14 protein-coding genes and 2 pseudogenes are annotated in these 17,404 nt (G+C 68.8%); 4 read left to right on the plus strand and 12 right to left on the minus strand.

Going from position 1 to position 17,404, the window contains the following annotated elements:
- Positions 1-13: 13 nt before the first annotated feature.
- Positions 14-3,555: pseudogene (gene dnaE / locus NVV57_00405) on the minus strand (DNA polymerase III subunit alpha).
- Here dnaE and hrpA point away from each other — a divergent pair.
- Both hrpA and NVV57_00415 read left to right on the plus strand, forming a co-directional pair.
- The gene (gene hrpA / locus NVV57_00410; protein ID MCR6711224.1) at positions 3,532-6,594 is read left to right on the plus strand and encodes an ATP-dependent RNA helicase HrpA; all 3,063 of its coding nucleotides are present in this window, start codon (positions 3,532-3,534) and stop codon (positions 6,592-6,594) included. The pseudogene dnaE and the gene hrpA overlap by 24 nt on opposite strands.
- Entirely contained in the window at positions 6,591-7,358 is a 768-nt protein-coding gene (locus tag NVV57_00415; GenBank protein ID MCR6711225.1) for a DUF3418 domain-containing protein, read from the plus strand. The genes hrpA and NVV57_00415 overlap by 4 nt, the downstream gene beginning before the upstream one ends.
- Here the strand turns inward: NVV57_00415 and NVV57_00420 are convergent.
- The 9 genes from NVV57_00420 to ftsZ all read right to left on the minus strand — a co-directional run bounded on the left by NVV57_00420 (position 7,355) and on the right by ftsZ (position 14,109).
- Complete coding sequence (locus NVV57_00420; GenBank protein ID MCR6711226.1) at positions 7,355-7,906, minus strand: GNAT family N-acetyltransferase; 552 nt, start codon at positions 7,904-7,906, stop codon at positions 7,355-7,357. The two genes, NVV57_00415 and NVV57_00420, sit on opposite strands and share 4 nt — an antisense overlap.
- Positions 7,907-8,055: 149 nt before the next feature.
- The gene (locus NVV57_00425; GenBank protein ID MCR6711227.1) at positions 8,056-8,973 is read right to left on the minus strand and encodes an RluA family pseudouridine synthase; all 918 of its coding nucleotides are present in this window, start codon (positions 8,971-8,973) and stop codon (positions 8,056-8,058) included.
- Positions 8,966-9,490, minus strand: a complete 525-nt coding sequence (gene lspA / locus NVV57_00430) for a signal peptidase II (protein MCR6711228.1) — start codon at positions 9,488-9,490, stop codon at positions 8,966-8,968. The genes NVV57_00425 and lspA overlap by 8 nt, the downstream gene beginning before the upstream one ends.
- Complete coding sequence (locus NVV57_00435; protein ID MCR6711229.1) at positions 9,487-9,939, minus strand: TraR/DksA C4-type zinc finger protein; 453 nt, start codon at positions 9,937-9,939, stop codon at positions 9,487-9,489. Before NVV57_00435 ends, lspA begins: the two co-directional genes overlap by 4 nt.
- A 119-nt stretch (positions 9,940-10,058) precedes the next feature.
- Positions 10,059-11,210, minus strand: a complete 1,152-nt coding sequence (locus tag NVV57_00440) for a DivIVA domain-containing protein (GenBank protein ID MCR6711230.1) — start codon at positions 11,208-11,210, stop codon at positions 10,059-10,061.
- 102 nt (positions 11,211-11,312) lie between these two features.
- Entirely contained in the window at positions 11,313-11,600 is a 288-nt protein-coding gene (locus NVV57_00445) for a YggT family protein (GenBank protein MCR6711231.1), read from the minus strand.
- Positions 11,601-11,644: 44 nt separating this feature from the next.
- Positions 11,645-12,097, minus strand: coding sequence for a cell division protein SepF (locus NVV57_00450; protein ID MCR6711232.1), 453 nt, complete (start codon positions 12,095-12,097; stop codon positions 11,645-11,647).
- Between the two features lie 52 nt (positions 12,098-12,149).
- On the minus strand, positions 12,150-12,920 hold the full coding sequence (locus NVV57_00455; protein ID MCR6711233.1) for a polyphenol oxidase family protein: 771 nt from the start codon (positions 12,918-12,920) through the stop codon (positions 12,150-12,152).
- Between the two features lie 13 nt (positions 12,921-12,933).
- Complete coding sequence (ftsZ, locus tag NVV57_00460; protein ID MCR6711234.1) at positions 12,934-14,109, minus strand: cell division protein FtsZ; 1,176 nt, start codon at positions 14,107-14,109, stop codon at positions 12,934-12,936.
- A 239-nt stretch (positions 14,110-14,348) separates the two neighbouring features.
- Here ftsZ and NVV57_00465 point away from each other — a divergent pair, with 239 nt between their 5' ends.
- Together NVV57_00465 and NVV57_00470 are read left to right on the plus strand one after the other, a co-directional pair.
- Entirely contained in the window at positions 14,349-15,689 is a 1,341-nt protein-coding gene (locus NVV57_00465; GenBank protein ID MCR6711235.1) for a hypothetical protein, read from the plus strand.
- Entirely contained in the window at positions 15,628-16,464 is an 837-nt protein-coding gene (locus NVV57_00470; protein MCR6711236.1) for a fibronectin type III domain-containing protein, read from the plus strand. Before NVV57_00465 ends, NVV57_00470 begins: the two co-directional genes overlap by 62 nt.
- Before the next feature lie 15 nt (positions 16,465-16,479).
- On the opposite strand, the gene NVV57_00475 is transcribed toward NVV57_00470, so the two are convergent.
- Together NVV57_00475 and NVV57_00480 are read right to left on the minus strand one after the other, a co-directional pair.
- Entirely contained in the window at positions 16,480-16,770 is a 291-nt protein-coding gene (locus NVV57_00475) for a cell division protein FtsQ/DivIB (protein MCR6711237.1), read from the minus strand.
- A 113-nt stretch (positions 16,771-16,883) separates the two neighbouring features.
- Positions 16,884-17,303: pseudogene (locus NVV57_00480) on the minus strand (FtsQ-type POTRA domain-containing protein).
- Between the last annotated feature and the right edge of the window lie 101 nt (positions 17,304-17,404).

Consider the following 17,404-nt stretch of genomic DNA (forward strand, 5'->3'; position numbering starts at 1 on the left):
GGGCCAACCCTAACTACGAGGCGAGGCAGCTGGGCCCGAACGCGGCCTTCAGGTCGCCATACAGCGCGGACGAGCGCGCCACCCGGAACTCGTCGCCGAGGCGCATCGTCACGGGGTCGCCGGAGCCGGTCAGCACCATGCGGACCTCGATGCCGCCCGGATGCGAGCGCAGGATCCCCTTGACCTGTTCGACGAGAGGCGGAGTGACCCGCGACGCGGGCAGGGTGATGGCAACCGGCGAGGCATCGACCACGTTGATGTTGGGCACCTTGACCTCGACGGCGGAGAACTGAACCCCGCCGTCGGCCCGCTCCCTGGCCCTGACGGTGATGGCGAGCACAGCGTCTTCGGCGAGCTCACGCGCGTAGGTGTCGAAAGTCTTTCCGAAGAACGAGATCTCCACCTCGCCGCTCATGTCCTCGAGCCCCACGATCGCGTAGGCGTTTCCGGACTTCGCGATTCGCCTATCGACCCTGGTAACGAGCCCTGCGAGCGTGAGCTGGGTGCCGTCGCCCACCCCGTGCGCCGGGTTCGCCGTGAGGATCTGGTGGCTCGCCTCGTTGCGGATGACGTGCTCGAGGCCGCTGAGGGGGTGGTCGCTGACGTAAAGGCCCAGCATGTCGCGCTCAAACGCGAGCAGGGTCTTCTTGTCCCACTCGTCGAGCTTGGGCACCTCCACGACCACGCCGCCGCCAAGGTCGGGGTCGTCGCCGAAGAGGTCGAACTGGCCGGTGGCCTCCTGGCGCTTCACGCCGACCACGGAGTCGATCGCCTGCTCGTGAATGGCGTTGAGGGCCCTGCGCGTGTGGCCAAGCGAGTCGAACGCGCCCGCCTTGACGAGGGAGTCGATGGTCCGCTTGTTGCACACGGACGCGGGGACCTTGGACAGGAAGTCCGCGAACGAGGTGAACGCGCCCTGCTCCTCGCGGGCCCTCACGATCTCCGCAACCACGTTCGCGCCCACGTTGCGCACGGCGGTGAGGCCAAAGCGCACGTCGTCGCCAACGGCGGAGAAGAACGCCACCGAGTCGTTGACGTCCGGCGGCAGCACGCGAATGCCCATGCGGCGGCACTCGGCGAGGTACAGGGCCGACTTGTCCTTGTCCGTGCCCACCGAGGTGAGCAGCGCGGCCATGAACTCCGTTGGGTAGTGAGCCTTGAGGTAGGCGGTCCAGAAGCTGAGGACTCCGTACGCAGCGGTGTGGGCCTTATTGAAGGCGTAGTCCGCGAACGGAAGCAGGGTGTCCCACAGCGCCTTGATCGCGGCCGCAGAGTAGCCGCGCTCCACCATGCCGGCGCTGAAGGGCTCGAACTCCTTGTCGAGGATCTCCTTCTTCTTCTTGCCCATCGCGCGGCGGAGCAGGTCGGCCGCACCCAGCGTGTACCCGGCGACGATCTGCGCGATGCGCTGCACCTGCTCCTGGTAGACGATGAGCCCGTAGGTGATGTCGAGGACCTCTTTGAGCGGCTCCTCCAGCTCCGGGTGAGGGTATTCCACGGGCTGGCGGCCGTTCTTGCGCTCCGCGTACTTGGTGTGCGACCCCATGCCCATGGGGCCTGGCCGGTACAGCGCGAGCACGGCTGAGATGTCCTCGAACGAGTCCGGCCGCATCTGGCGCAGCAGCGAGCGCATGGCAACGCCATCAAGCTGGAAGACGCCGAGGGTGTCTCCGCGGCCAAGGAGCGCGAAGGTCTCGTCGTCCTCGAGCGCGAGGTCTTCGAGCACGAGCGGCTGCTTGCCGTTGTTGACGATGTTCTCGAGCGTGTCGTCGAGGATCGTGAGGTTGCGCAGCCCCAGGAAGTCCATCTTGATGAGGCCCAGCGACTCGCACGTCGGGTACTCGAACTGGGTGATGATCTTGCCGTCCTGCTCGCGGCGCATGATCGGCACGATGTCGATGAGGGCTCGCTCGACATGATGACACCGGCGGCGTGGACTCCCCATTGGCGCTTGAGGTTCTCGATGCCCTGGGCGGTCGCCATCACCTCCTGCGCGTCCGGATCGGACTCGAGCAGCGCGCGGAAGTCCGCGCCCTCGTTGTACCGCTCGTGCGTCGGGTCCAGCACCCCGCCGAGGCCCATGTCGCGACCCTGCTGCGGCTCGGGGAACGCCTTGGTGAGCTGCTCGCCGAGCGAGAACGGCTTTCCCAGCACGCGGGTTGCATCCTTGAGCGCCTGCTTGGCCTTGATGGTGCCGAACGTGGCGATCTGGGCCACGCGGTCGGCGCCGTACTTGTCCGTCACGTAGGTGATGACCTCGTCGCGCCGACGCTCGTCGAAGTCGATATCGAAGTCCGGCTTGGACTCGCGCTCGGGGTTGAGGAAGCGCTCAAAGTACAGCTGGTGGACGATCGGATCCAGGTCCGTGATGCCCATCGCGTATGCGGCCATCGAGCCCGCTCCTGAGCCGCGGCCCGGGCCCACGCGGATGCCGTTGGACTTGGACCACTGGACAAAGTCCGCGACCACAAGGAAGTAGCCGGAGTAGCCCTTGTCCGAGATGACCCCGATCTCGTATTCGGCGCGCTCTTGCACATCGGCGGGGATCACGGCGCCGTAACGCCGGTGCAGGCCCGCCTGGACCTCCTTGGCGAACCACGAGTGCTCGTCCTCGCCCGGAGGGCAGTCGAATCGCGGCATGAAGTCGGCCGCGGTGTTGAACTCGACCTCGCACTGCTCCGCGATGAGGAGCGTGTTGTCGAGCGCCTCCGGGTGGCGATCGCCCCAGATCGCCCACATCTCGTCTGCGGACTTCACGTAGTAGCCGTCGCCGCTCAGCGCGAACCGCTTGCCGCCCTGCTCGTAGGTGGGCTCGTCGAGCGTCGAGCCGGACTGTACGCACAGCAGGGTCTCGTGCGCGTGGGCATCTTCCTTGCGCGTGTAGTGGAGGTCGTTCGTCGCGACGAGCGGCGCCCCAATCGCCTTCGAGATCTTGATGAGCCCGTCGTAGACCCGCTTCTCGATCTCGAGACCGTGATCCATGAGCTCCACAAAGTAGGAGTCCTTGCCAAAGATGTCCTGGAACTCCGCGGCCGCCTTGAGCGCCTCGTCGTACTGCCCAAGCCGCAGCCGCGTCTGCACCTCGCCTGACGGGCACCCGGTGGTCGCGATGATCCCCTTGGCGTAGTGCTGCAGCAACTCGCGGTCCATGCGGGCCTTGTAGAAGTGCCCCTCGAGGCTCGCGTACGAGCCGAGCCGGAACAGGTTGTGCATTCCCTCGGTGTTGCGCGCCCACATCGTGGCGTGGGTGTACGCGCCGCCCGAGGAGACGTCGTCGCCTTCCTGGCCGCGATCGCCCCAGCGCACACGGGTCCGATCGCCGCGCGCGGTCCCCGGCGTGAGGTACGCCTCAAGGCCGATAATGGGATTTATACCAGCGGCTTTGGCCTTGGACCAGAACTCGTAGGCGCCGAACAGGTAGCCGTGGTCCGTGGTGGCGATCGCGGTCTGGCCAAGGCGCTGGACCTCGGTCATGAGCTCGCTGATCCGCGCCGCGCCGTCGAGCATGGAGTACTCCGTGTGGACGTGAAGATGCACGAAGTCCTTGCCAGGCATGCCCTGATTCTAGGCACCGGCAACCCGCGCGATAACCGCGGCGCGCGGCCGCCGGCGAGACCCCTGGGAGAATGCCTCCATGTCCACCATCACCTTCCCCCGGAGCTGCCCGTCAGCGCCCGCAGGGAAGACATCGCGGCCGCGATTCGCGAAAACCAGGTGGTCATCGTGTCCGGCGAGACGGGCTCGGGCAAGACCACCCAGCTGCCCAAGATCGCGCTGCAGCTGGGCCGCGAGCGCATCGGCCACACCCAGCCCCGGCGAATCGCCGCGCGCGCCGTGGCGGAGCGCATCGCGGAGGAGCTCGGCTCGGAGCTCGGCACCACGGTCGGCTACCAGGTGCGATTCACCGATCGCTCGAGCCGCGCCACCAAGATCAAGGTGATGACGGACGGCATTCTGCTGGCGCAGATCGAGCGCGATCCCCTCCTCAAGGCCTACGACACCCTCATCATCGACGAGGCGCACGAGCGCTCGCTCAACATCGACTTCCTGCTCGGCTACCTCACGAACCTGCTCCCCCGCCGCCCGGACCTCAAGGTCATCATCACGTCCGCGACCATCGACAGCGAGCGCTTCAGCGAGCACTTCAACGCACCCGTGATCGAGGTCACGGGCCGCACCTTCCCCGTGGAGCACCGCTATCGCGAGCTCACCGATGGCGACATGATGGCCGGCATCGTCTCCGCCTGCGAGGAGCTCATGCGCGAAGGCCAAGGCGACATTCTCGTGTTCCTCAGCGGCGAGCGTGAGATCCGCGACGCGGCCGACGCCGTGGCCGGGTTGGGCGCGGAGGTGGTGCCGCTCTACTCGCGCCTAAGCAGCGCAGAGCAGCACCGCGTCTTTGAGAGGCATGCCCGACGCCGCATCGTGTTGGCAACGAACGTCGCCGAGACCTCGCTCACCGTTCCCGGCATTCACTACGTCGTCGATCCTGGTACGGCCCGCATTTCGCGTTACTCGAAGTCCACGAAGGTGCAGCGTCTGCCGATCGAGCCGATCTCGCGCGCGAGCGCCAATCAGCGCGCGGGCCGCGCCGGCCGCCTCGCGGACGGCATCGCGATCCGCCTGTACTCGCAAGAGGACTTCGAGGGCCGCCCCGAGTTCACCGAGCCCGAGATCCTGCGCACGTCCCTGGCAAGCGTGCTGCTGCGCATGATCTCTGTCGGCGTCGCGTCCTCCCCTGACGATGTCGCAACCTTCCCGTTCGTCGAGCCACCAGACACGCGATCCATCCGCGACGGCGTGAACCTGCTTTCCGAACTGGGCGCGATCGAAAGCCGAGGCGGCAAGACCACCCTCACCAGAACCGGGCGGGCGCTTGCCCAACTGCCCATGGACCCTCGCGAGGCGCGCATGGTCGTGGAGGGCGGCAGGCTTGGCGTGGCGCGCGAGGTGGCGATCATCGCCGCCGCGATCACGATTCAGGACCCGCGCGAGCGACCCCAGGAGCGGCGCGAGGAGGCCGACCTGCTGCATCGGCGCTTCGCCGACCCCACGTCCGACCTCCTCAGCTACCTCAACCTGTGGCGCTACCTGAGCGAGAAGCAGGCCGAGCTCAGCGGCAGCGCCTTCCGGCGCCTGTGCCGGTCCGAGTTCCTCAACTACCTGCGCATTCGCGAATGGCAGGACGTGGTGGAGCAGATCCGGCGGGCCGCGAAAGGCCTTGGGATCGCGATGCCGCGCCTGGGCGAGTCCCTGGACGAGGACGCGATCCATCGCGCGGTCCTCGCCGGGCTGCTGTCCCAGATAGGCGCGCAGGACGCGGGCGAGATCCGCGCGTCGTCCTTCAGCCACCTGCGGGGCGAGGCGCGCGCCACGGCGATGCGGCGCGCCCGCAAGCAGGCCACCAACGAGTACGTCGGCGCGCGCGGGCTGCGCTTCGCGATCAACCCGGGCAGCGCGCTGGCGAAGAAGCCGCCAGCGTTCGTCATGGCCGCAGAGCTCGTGGAGACCAACCGGCTGTGGGCGCGCGATGTCGCTGCGATCAAGCCCGAGTGGGCGGAGGAGCTCGCCGGGCCGCTCGCCAAGCGCTCGTACTCGGAGCCGCACTGGTCCAAGCGGCGCGGCGCCGCCGTCGCCACCGAGAAGGTGCTGGTCTACGGGGTGCCGATCGTCGCCGACCGAACCGTGCTGTGGGGCCGCATCAACCCCGCGGATGCGCGAGACATCTTCATTCGCAGCGCGCTCGTGGAGGGCGACTGGGAGACGCATCACGCGTTCTGGCGCGAGAACCGCCGCGCGATCGCCGAGGCCGAGGAACTCGCGGCGCGCACGCGCAACCCGGGCGCCCTCGCGGACGACGAGACCCTCTTCGCCTTCTATGACGACCGCATCCCCGCCGATGTCATCTCAAGCAGGCACTTTGACCAGTGGTGGAAGGGCGCGCGCCGCAGCACGCCTGACCTGCTCACGCTCACAATGGACGAGCTTCTCCCCGGCTCCCACGACACGGAGGGCTTCCCCGACACGTGGACCGTGCGTGGGGCGGAGCTGCCGCTCACGTACCAGTTCGAGCCCGGCACCGCGGCCGACGGGGTCACCGTTCACGTCCCCTTGGCGCTCCTGCCGTCACTCTCGCCCGACGGCTTCGATTGGCTCGTCCCCGGCCTTCGGCTTGACCTCGTCACGGCGACCATCCGCGCGCTTCCCAAGCCCGTCCGGGTTCAGTTGGTTCCGGCGCCCGACGCTGCGAGGGCCATCGATGCCGTGTTGACTCCCGGTGGGGCTGGCTTCCATGAGGCGTTCGCTGCGGCGGCCCTCGCGGTGCGCGGTGTCACCATTCCTCCGGAGGCGTGGGAGGGAGTGGACGACCGCTTGCCTGCGCACCTGCGCTTGACGTTCCGCGTCGAGGACGGCGATCGAGTCGTGGGCGAGGGTCCCGATCTCGAGTACCTGCAGAGGTCGCTCGCGCCCAAGGCTCAGGTTGCGGTGGCCAGGGCGGTGGCGCCCACTCCCCCACGCCCGGCAAGGCCACAAGCCCGGCGGTCGCCACGGGCGAGGTCATCTCGGAGTTCCCCGCAGAGCTGGCGGACGTGATCGAGGGATCGGGCGGGGTGCGGGGGTACCCGGCTATCGTCGACCGTGATGGCAAGGCCGTGCTGACGGTGCTCGCCGTCCCGGATTCGGAGGCGCATGCCGCAGGCGTGCGCCGGCTGCTGCTCGCCGAGCTCGCGCTTCCGGTGAAGCGCGTCACCACGCGCTGGACCGGCGCCGAGGCGCTCGCGCTTGCAGCCTCTCCGTATCGCTCCACCGAGGCGCTCGTGGCCGACCTGCAACTCGCGGCCGTCTCTGCCTTGGTTCCGGAGGCCGGCGACATCCGCACCGCCGGCGCCTACGCGGAGGCGCGCGAGCGCGTGCGCGCGGAACTCGAAACGCAGGTCCACCGCATCGCCGGGCTCGCGGTCACGATTCTCACCGCCAACCGCGAGCTCGACGCCGAGGTGCGCGCCGCCACCTCCATGGCGCTCCTGGCGACCATCCAGGAGATCCGAACCCAAGCGTCGGCCCTCGTATACGACGGGTTCCTGTCACGCACGCCCAGCGACAGGCTGCCCCACCTGCCCCGCTACCTGGCCGCGCTGCGGCGACGACTGGAGGCGGCGTCGGGCAACGTGGCGCGCGACCAGACGCTCGCGTGGCAAGTGCGGGAGGTCGAAGACGAGTGGCACGCTTCCGGCGAGCCCGACGGCGTGCGGTGGCTGATCGAGGAGCTGCGCGTGTCGCTGTTCGCGCAGACGCTCGGCACGGATGGGTCCGTCAGTCCGCAGCGGATCCGGAAGGCGCTCGCGGCGCTGATCTAGCCCAGGTCCTTGAAGGCGTCGTGGTGCGGGATGCCCTCGTCGAGGTAGCCGCCGCCGTGCACGGTGTAGCCGAGTCGCTCATAGAACGGCATGGCGTGGTCCTGCGCGCTGAGCTCCACGCGGACCGTGCCGCTCGCGCCGTGGCGCGCGAGGGCGGACTGCTCGAGGAAGTCCATCGCCTTGCGTCCCGCCCCGCTCCCGCGGGCGTGTGCCAAGACGGCGACCCGCCCGATGTGCGGGTTAGCGGGGTCCATGAGGCTGCCCTCGCCGTGGACCACGTCCGTGTTGGGGGCGATGAGGCGGCCGGTCGCGAGCACCGTTCCCGGCGGCGGACCTGCGGCAATACCAGGCACAACGCCGGGCGCAACGGTACCGCCGTAGAAGTCGTCGTCATCGGTGACCACCAAACAATGCAGGGTGCGGGGGTCGTCGTCGAGGTGATCGCGCTCCGAGTCCGGGGAGACACCCTGCTCGTCTACGAAGACCTCAAAGCGAACCTCGAGGGCGGCGGCGAGCTCTTCTGGGGTGGTGACGGGGATGACCTTCATGAGGACAGGTTCTCACGTGGGCGCGAGGTGGGTGCGGAGCATGCCTGGCGCCGAGCGCAGCTCCCCTCCTCCGTGAAATGGATGCTGAGGGTCACCAAGCTCGAGTTTCGTGACACTGAGAGCCCATTCGGGAGGGTGGGAGTGCGGGCTCAGCCGCGGAGGATCTCCAGCGCCGCGGCGAGGTCATCCGGGTACTCGGACACGACCCGCACCTCTCCCCCGCGCGTGGGGTGCTCGAAGGCGAGCTCGCGCGCGTGCAGCCACTGGCGCGTGAGACCCAAGCGCTGCGCGAGCACCGGGTCCGCCCCGTACGTGAGGTCGCCGGCCAGCACGTGTCGCATCGCGGCCATGTGGACGCGAATCTGGTGGGTGCGGCCCGTCTCCAGGTGGATCTCGACGAGAGACGCCGCGGGGAACATCTCCAGCACCTCGTAGTGCGTGACGGACGGTCGCCCGCCCTCGACCACCGCGAACTTATAGTCGGACGACGGATGCCGCCCAATCGGCGCGTCGATCGTCCCCGCAGTGGGGTCCAGGTGGCCCTGCGCCACCGCGTGGTAGATCTTCTCCACCGTGCGCTCCTTGAAGGCGCGCTTGAGCACCGAGTACGCGGCCTCGGACTTCGCGACCACCATCAGCCCCGAAGTCCCCACGTCCAGCCGGTGCACGATCCCCTGCCGCTCGGCAGCCCCCGACGAGGCAAGCGTGACTCCCGCGGCGGCAAGCGCCCCCACCACGGTTGGCCCCGTCCAGCCCGGGGACGCATGCGCCGCCACGCCAACTGGCTTGTCCACCACGGCCACGTCGGCGTCCTCGTAGACCACCCGCAACCCGCCGGGAACGGGAGGCTCGGGCACTGCCGCGCGAGCGTCGGGCAGCTCAACGGTGACGATGCCATCCGCGAGCCGGTCGCCCTTGCCAAGTGAAGAGAGCCCCTGCGTGACCAGCCCAAGGTCCGCGAGCTCGGCCGCGCGCGTGCGCGAGAGGCCAAGCATGCGCGCCAAGGCGACGTCCGCGCGCTCCCCAACCAGAGCGTCGGGCACGGGAAGGTGACGGGTGTCAGGCACCGTCGCCCGACGCTGTTGCCGGCTCAGCTGGCTGCGGCGCCTCGTCCTTGGGTTCCAGCAGCCTCACGCCAAGGGCCGCGAGCACGGCGAACGCCACGGCCGCGCCGACGATCGCGATGTCCGCGATGTTGCCGACGAACCAGCCGTTGTAGTTGATCATGTCCACCACGTGGCCCTGGCCAAAGCCGGGGGCGCGGAAGAGGCGGTCGATGAGGTTCGAGAGCGCGCCGCCAAGGCCGATGCCGAAGAGCCACACGGCGAGCGTGGTCTGGGCGCGCCGGGCGTAGACGATGATGCCGACGCTTACGGCGATGCCGATGGCCGTGATGAGCCACGTGTGCGCGTCGCCGAGCGACAGCGCGGCACCGGGGTTGCGGACCAACTCGATCGAGAGCCAGCGGCCAAGGAGCTCGTGCACCTGACCGGGCTCAAGCGAATTGATGGCCCATTGCTTCGAGACTTGGTCTACGACCACAACGCCAAGAGCGACCAACCACAGGGCTGGTCGCCAGGTCAACGGCGCTCCTCGCGCTGCTTGCAGGTGACGCAGTGCGTGGCGCGCGGGAACGCCTGCAGGCGAGCCTTGCCGATGCCGTTGCCGCACACCTGGCACGCCCCGAACGTGCCCGCCTTGATGCGGCGCAGCGCGTCCACGGACTGCTCGAGCATCTCGCGCGTGTTGTTGACGATCGACATCTCCTGCTCGCGCTCGAGCGCGGTGGCCCCGGCGTCGGCCTGGTCGTCGCCGGCCCCGTCGGATGTGTGGAGGAGGTCATCGAGCTCATTCTCGGTGGCCTGGAACTCGGCCACGAGGCGCTCGACGTCGGAGTTGAGGGTCTTCACGATGTCGCGCAGCTCCGCGACCTTCCACGGCTCGTCGCCGTCGCGGACGGCCAGCTTCTTCACGTCCGCCGCCTTGAGGTCGGCGGGGTCCACCACAATGGTGGTCACATCGGTGCTGGTCATGAGTCGTCCTTCTCTCGGCAGCCGTTAGTGCGACTAGTGGAGTGAGACTAGTCCGGTTTGTGGGGGCAAAGCAAAGCGCCGCGCCCATCGGGACGCGGCGCTTCACTACTAGCGGAAAGTCACTGACCCTGCTCCGGGCGCTGCTGGCCGTACAGGTCGTTGAACATGCGGCTCGACGGCGGCGTGTAGGGGGCGGGGTTCTCCTCCTCGGGCGCGACGTCGGGCTGGCCCTCGGCGCCTTCAGTGCCCTCCTGCGACTCCCAGGGCTGCGTGACCGGCGCGAACGGGTTCGCGGCGGGTGCTGCCTCTGCGCCATCGGTCTGGGGAGCGAGCTGCGACTCCCACGACTGGCTTGCGTCGTACGCCGGAACGGCCGGGGTCGCGTCGGCGGCGGCCTCCGGACCCGGCTCGAACGTCGCGGGCTGCTGCCCCGCCTGCTCGGCTCCGCCTTCGGCCTGCTCTGCGGCCTCGACCGCGGGCTCGCCGGCCGACTGGTTCTCGGAGTAGCCGTTGATCGCGTCTTCGAAAGATACGGGCGTCGCGGTCTCGTACTCCTCGACCACCACGATCTCGCTCTCGCCGTCCTCGCTCTCGTAGACGTCGGCGACGACGACATCCTCGACGAGGTAGCCGTCGGGCGTCGACTCTCCGGCCGGAGCGTCCTCGGCGGGAAGGTCAGCGGCCGCGAAGCCTGCCGCCGCGCCCGCGGCACCGGGAACGCCGCTGTGGTCGAGGTCTCCCAGCAGATTTTCCAGGTACGCCTTGAGCCGGGCGCGGTAGTCACGCTCGAACCGGCGAAGGTCGTCGATGCGCGCCTCAAGGTCGGCGCGCTCGCCTGCGAGAGCGTCCATGCGGGCCTTGGCGTCGCCGTCGGCACGCTCGCGGATCTCGTCGGCCGCGGTGTTGGCCGCGTCGATGATGCGGTCGCGCTCGGCCTCGCCGGCCTGCACGTACTCGTCGTGAAGCTTCTGTGCCATCGCGAGCATTCCGGTGGGGTTGGCCCCACCTGGCTCCGTCGCCGCCGCGAGCAGACCCGTAGTGCCGGGAACGCCGCCTGCGGACGTGACGGGAGGAGTCTCGACGACGGGCGCGGCGACTCCGCCGCCATTGGCCACGCGAGCGGCAAGTTCGTCACGCTCGGCGGTGAGCTGCGCGATCGTGTTCGCGACCTCGTCGAGGAAGTCGTCGACCTCGTCCTGGTCGAAGCCTTCGCGGTACTTCGTCTTGGAGAACGCCTTGTTGAGAACGTCTTCCGCTGAGAGCAGAGCCATTTCCTACCTCTTTCCGCTTGCACCGCCTCCGCGGCCTTGCGACCACGTGCCAATCTCTGGTTTCACTTTACCTACATCCCTATCGGCACGCACTTGAGGCGTTCAGCCCACGTACGGGAGCATCTGCCACAGGAACGACACCGCGAAAAAAAGGATGATGAACGCGAGGTCAAGCCGAATCTGTCCGATGGTGATGGGAGGGATGAGCCGCCGCAGCAGTTTGAGGGGCGGATCCGTGACGGTGAACACCCCTTCGGTGACCACTAGGCCGGCTCCCTTCGGATGCCAGTCTCGCGACACCGCGATCACGAGCGACAGCACAACGCGCGCCAACAGCAGCAGCATGAAGATGAAGAGCACGGTGCGCGCCAAATCGATCACCAAGGACACCCCGCGAGCCTACCGGGATGCGACGGGGGCGCAGACGCGCCGGGTCACGCCTGGTTGTAGAACGCGTGGTCGGGGCGCTGAGGCTCCTCGTCCACGCCAATCTCCACGTGGGCGGGCGACAGGAGGAAGACGGACGTGGTGACACGCTCGATGGATCCCTTAAGCCCAAAGGAGAGGCCGGCTGAGAAGTCGACGAGGCGCTTGGCGTCGGCGTCGCTCATCTCGGTGAGGTTCATGATCACGGGCACGCCCACGCGGAACGCCTCGCCGATGAGGCGGGCGTCGTTGTAGCTGCGCGGCTTGATCGTCTGAATGCGACGCAGGTCCGGGGTCGCGGACGGCGACGTGGCGCCGTGCGAGTGCCTGCTCTTCGCGCGCACCTCCGAGACGTCATGGATGTTCGTCACGGGCGCGAGCTCGTCCTGTTCGTACCCGTAGTCCTCGCTGTCGGCGACGTCGAATCCCAGGTACTGGGCCGCCTTGCGAATCGCGCTCATGTTGTCCCCAATCACGTACCACGGCGCCTGTGCGCCGCTGTCACCGTCAACGCTACGGCGCGGGTTGCGCCCCACCCAGGAGCGACACGCCGTTCTCGCCGCTCCGTGGCACTCCGCAGACCACGACTCCCCCTTGCCTGCCCGTCACGCCGTCCCTCCGGTGCGAGAAGAAGCGCTCGTCCTCAAAGGTGCACGAGCGTTGACGCACCACCTCGCCCGCGCCCAGCTCGTCGAGTCGCGTCTCAACCGCCCTCGGGATATCGAGCGCGGGCGTAGCCCAGGTCGTCGTGCTCAGCGCCACGGGGTGGCGGGCTGCGACCTCGCGCCGCATGTCGAGCGGCACCTCATAGCATTTTCCGCAGATAGCAGGCCCGACGCTTCCCCAGATCAGCGCTCGGCTCGCCCTCGCGGGGCGAAGGTCGAGCAGGGCGGCAAAGGCGGCGTCGACTGCGCCGGACCACAGTCCCCTGCGGCCCACATGGGCCGCAGCGACGGCGCCGGTGGCGCCGTCGTGAAGAAGCAGCGGGACACAGTCGGCCGCGAGGGTCGCGAGGGCGACGCCGGGGATGTCGGTGACCAGAACGTCGGCCACCGGAACCGGCGCGGTGGCGTCGGAAACGAAGTGCACGCGCACGCCGTGCTCGGGCACGATGAAGGCAACCGGTGCGCCCGCCGCCTCCGCCACCGCGGCGCGGTTGGCGGCGACTCGACCCGGCTCGTCACCGACGTGGGTGGCGAGGTTCAGGGACTCGTACGGCGCCGGACTCGTGCCGCCGTCGCGAGCGGTGAAGAACGCCCGGACGGGCAGCCCGGCGTCGATCACCGCCCGCTGTCAATCAGCGGAGGAACTCAGGAACGTCGAGCGTGTCGCGCGTGGTGCGGGTCTGGGAGATGTCGATCGCGTCGGTGTCGACGTCCGCCTCGACCGCCTGCGGAACCGTGCCGGCCTGCGGCACCGTGCTGGTCTCGGTGGGAGCCACAACGGGCTCCAGCTCGTCCGCCGAGGGGGCGGGGCCCGCTCCCTCGAACGTGCCGAGCGCGCCCTCGTGCTTGCGCGTGGTGGGCGCCCCGCCGTCGAAGCCGGCCGCGATGACCGTGATCCGCAGCTCGTCGCCGAGAGCGTCGTCGATGACGGTGCCGAAGATGATGTTCGCCTCCGGGTGCGCGGCCTCGCGCACGAGCCGCGCGGCGTTCTCGACCTCCTTGATACCAAGGTTCGAGCCACCGGCGATCGACAGCAGCACGCCGTGAGCGCCCTCGATCGAGGCCTCGAGCAGCGGCGATGCGATCGCGCCCTCAGCGGCCTCGAGCGCACGCGACTCTCCACGAGCGGAGCTGACGCCCATGAGCGCGGTGCCCGCGCCCTTCATGACGGACTTCACGTCGTTGAAGTCGACGTTGATGAGTCCGGGGGTGGTGATGAGGTCGGTGATGCCCTGGACGCCGCCCTGAAGCACCTGGTCCGCGGCCGCGAAGGCGCCCAGCACGGAGAGCTTCGCGTCCGCGATCGACAGCAGGCGATCGTTCGGGATCACGATGAGCGTGTCGACCTCTTCGCGCAGCTTCTCGATGCCGGCCTGCGCCTGGTCTGCGCGGCGTCGGCCCTCGAAGCCGAACGGGCGGGTGACCACGCCAACCGTGAGCGCGCCGAGCGCGCGGGCGATTCGAGCCACGACGGGCGCACCGCCGGTGCCGGTGCCGCCGCCCTCTCCCGCGGTCACGAAGACCATGTCGGCGCCGCGCAGAGCGTCGGCGATCTCGTCCTCGTGGTCCTCTGCGGCCTTGCGGCCCACCTCTGGGTCCGCTCCCGCGCCGAGGCCGCGAGTGAGCTCGCGGCCGATGTCGAGCTTGACGTCGGCATCCGACATCAGCAGCGCCTGGGCGTCGGTGTTGATCGCGATGAACTCCGCGCCCTTGAGGCCGACGTCGATCATGCGGTTGACGGCGTTCACGCCGCCCCCGCCCACGCCGACGACCTTGATCGCGGTGATGTAGTTCTGCGGTGCGGCCATGGTGGGTTCCCTTTCAACCTTAACGTTCAACTTGAGCGTTATAGTTATGTCAAGCTGTCCTGCGATGACGGTACGGCCGCGCGGCGAGTTATCGGCGTATTCGGCGGGCGTGTCGCGGCGATCCCCTGGCTGCGGGCCAGCCGCCCTCCGGCTGAGACCCCCGTGAGACTGACACCGCGCGTCCGCGCGCCTAGCGTGCGTAGGGCAACCGATATCCGAGCCGCCCGAAGGGGGCCATCATGCGGAGCTTCCAGCGCGGCACAGTGGCCGCAACACTGCTCGCCATCACGGCGTCGACCATCGCCGTGGCGACCCCCGCGATCGCAGATGTGGACCCCATCTATGACGCCACGCTGACGGTCCAGGACGCTCACGTGCGGTGCCTGGACTGGCCGGTGCTCGAGGACGGCGACTGGGTTCTTGGCGAACAGGCCGGCCCGACCTCGGGAGACTTCGTCTTCAAAACCACCGTCGCCTCGATCGATGACAACTACGACATCGGCGACTACCGCGTGATCCTCACGTACGGCAACCCGGCGACGGATGGCGTGGGCTACAGCGTCGGCGGCTCCGGAGCCGGCCCGCACAACGACGGTGTGGAGAACGAAGACGGCTCCGTCACCTCCTCCTGGACGCTCGGCGTCGGTGATGGAACGGAGAGCGCCCCCGTGACCAGCGTGGGGATCGAGTTGATCGGCTACACGGCCGCGGATGGATGGGTGCTCGTCCACACCGGCAGCATCCCGGTGGTCAACGAGTGCATCCCACCCACGCAGCAGGTCGGCGGCCCCGAGTGGCTGAGCCTCACCGAAGGCGGAACTCCCGTTGCGGGCCGCGACGCCTACCTCGACGCCGGCCAGCGCCTCTCCGTGGTCGCAACGCGCTGGGGCACCCTCGCAGGTCGCTGGATCTGCGACTGCACCCTCAACCTCGATGTGACCCTGAAGATCGACGGCGAGGTGGCATACGAGGGCGGATGGCCCTCCTTGTGGTACCTCCACATGCCCTCTGACAGCGCGGGAAAGACCGCCGTGGTCACGGTCACCGCGACGCCAGACGGGAACGGCCCCTTCGATAGCTACTGGACCCCAGTCACGGTCACATCGGACCCGGTGGTGATAGGCGCTGCCCCAGCGCTCACGGGAAACCTGCACGTCTTCTCGGCGGATCCGGGCTGGAACGTGGGCTGGGGCAGCCAAGTCCTGTGCTCTCCCCCTGACCCCGATGGTGGGATATCAGCTGTGGGCGAGCCCCTGGCACGGCAAGTACGCGAAGAACGGACCGGAGGTCGACTGCATGCCCATGCTCGACCTGTCCTCCGACATCGAAAGCACGGCCCAAAGCGACGTGACCTGGTACGACGGCGACGGCCACGTGATCGGCGCCGGCAACCCCCTCACGGTCACCGCCGACATGTGCGGGGACACCATCACCGCCAAGCAGAGCTGGGGCCACCCCGCCTTCTCCACCGCGGAGATCACGGGCACCGCGGACTACCCCGTGTTCTGCATCCAGCACATGACCCCCGTGGCGCCTACTGTCACGGGAACGCCCAAGGTGGGCTCCCCGCTTTCGGTTGACCTCGCGGGTTGGCTCCCCGCCAGCACCAGTTTCGCGTACCAGTGGTACTGGGAACTCGACTCCTCCGGCACCAACGCGCCCATCCCAGGTGCGACGGGCGCCACCTTCACCCCCACCCCTGCCCAGGCGGGCCATCGGATCTGGGTGGGCATCGAAGCAAGCGCTTCCGGATACTACGGCGAGTCACTCCTCAGCGACCCCGTCACGATCCCGGTGTCGGCGCCGTCGGCCCCTCGCAGTCTCAAGGCGACCCCAGCGAACAAGGCCGTCAAGCTGACCTGGACCGCGCCGTCGGGTGATGGCGGGAAGGCGATCACCGGATACCGGGTGCAGCGCTCAACCAACGGCACTGCGTGGACCACCGTCAAGACCACCACGGCGCGCTCGTACACCGCCACGGGCCTTACGAACGGCAAGAAGTACTGGTTCCGGGTGGTCGCGCTCAACAGCGTCGGCTCCTCCGCCGCGTCCGTGGTCACCGCGATTCCGTGCACCAAGGCGAGTGCCCCGCGATCGCTGAAGGCGACGGCAAAGACCAAGAGCGTCGCGCTCTCGTGGGCCGCACCCTCCTCGAACGGTGGCGGCGTTATCAGCGGGTATCGGGTCTATCGCTCGACAAACGGAAAGACCTTCACCCTCGTCAAGACGGTGACCACTCGCGCGACCACGGTGACGGGCCTGACAAAGGGCAAGAAATACTGGTTCAAGGTGGTTGCGGTGAACAAGGCCGGCAGCTCCCCCGCGAGCAACACGGTGACCGCGCGCCCCAAGTGAGCGAGGCGGCCGCCCTCAGTTGTTCTTGGTGATGGGGAGTGTGGGGGCCGAGACGTCAATGACGTCGGCCTTGCTCGCGGCCTTCGACTCTAGGAGCGCCATCAGCACCTTGCCCTTGAGCTTCGAATCCTCCGCGCTCCCCCATTCGACCAGCGGCCCCTTGCTCAGGCGGAAGCTCACCGAGTCCTCCGTGGCCGCCGAGATCGCGGTGACCCGTGCGCTGAGCTCGGCCGGCAGCGAGTTGATGACGCCAAGGGCAGACTGCAGCACTCGCTCGTCTCCCGCCGGGACGTCGAGCGTCGGCAGCCCCTGGGAGGCCGTGAGGCGCGTCCCACCTGAATCCCCTGGTCATCGACGAGGTCGTACCCGCCGGTCGCCGACGGCACCGCCGCCACCGGCTCCCGAGACACGAGGGTGATGACGAGCCCGTCCGGCCACGAGCGCTCAACGTGCGCCTCCCGCACGCCAGGAATGTCCTTGAGCGCGCTCGCCACGTGTCCCACGGAGAGCATCGCGAGCGATGTGCCGGACTCGCCCTCGATCACGGCCTCGACCGCCTTGGGGTCCACGACGGTGCCGTAGCCGGAGACCTTGACGTTGGCCGGGTCGAGCGCGAACAGCGGCGACAGCAGCACGAGCCACACCGCGACCGCCGCGGCGACAACGTACGCCGCGCGCCTGCCCCACACGATCGCGCGGCGCCTGCGCTTCGCCTTGCGGCGCTCGGCCTCCCGTTCGTCACGCCGAACGGACACTGGGGGCACCGCGCTTGGCTTCGCCTTCGTGAGCACGGCCTGAAGAGCGGAGACGGTTGACTTCGCGGCGTCCGTAATCGCCATCTCTGCCCGACGCTCAGTCGGCTCGGGCGCTCGCGTGCCCTCCTGCGGTGGTCGGGCCTCGACCCGCTTCCACTGTGGGGCGGACGGTGGCCGCGTTGGCG

This window comes from Demequina sp., assembly GCA_024707205.1.
Classification (GTDB): Bacteria; Actinomycetota; Actinomycetes; order Actinomycetales; family Demequinaceae; genus Demequina.